At 69.2% G+C, this 289-nt stretch carries 1 protein-coding gene; it reads left to right on the forward strand.

Features of this window, described 5'->3' with window-relative positions; all coding sequences use genetic code 11:
* Positions 1–289: hypothetical protein (locus ACFHWE_RS23805; RefSeq protein ID WP_416604114.1), on the forward strand; the 289-nt coding region annotated here is incomplete at both ends.

Below are 289 nucleotides of genomic sequence, written 5' to 3' on the forward strand. Positions count from 1 at the left end.
TCAACTCCGAGGGCATCCTCCACCTACACGCCGACGTCCTCCCCCCCGCGCCGACACCGACGGAGCCAGGGGCAGACCCCTCCGGCCACGACATCACCCTGGTCATGCACACCGGTGTACCCGGCATCGCCGAATACACCGACGATGCGTCACGGGAACGGAACGAGCAGGAACCGACCACCGACCAGGACGGGCCTAGGCTGCCGACCAATGACACCCGAGGCGTTCCCGGCACCGACCGCTCCGGAGAGGACCCGGGCACGGGATCGTCGGACACCACCACCCTGGC

Source organism: Nocardiopsis sp. LOL_012 (assembly GCF_048060475.1).
Classification (GTDB): Bacteria; Actinomycetota; Actinomycetes; order Streptosporangiales; family Streptosporangiaceae; genus Nocardiopsis.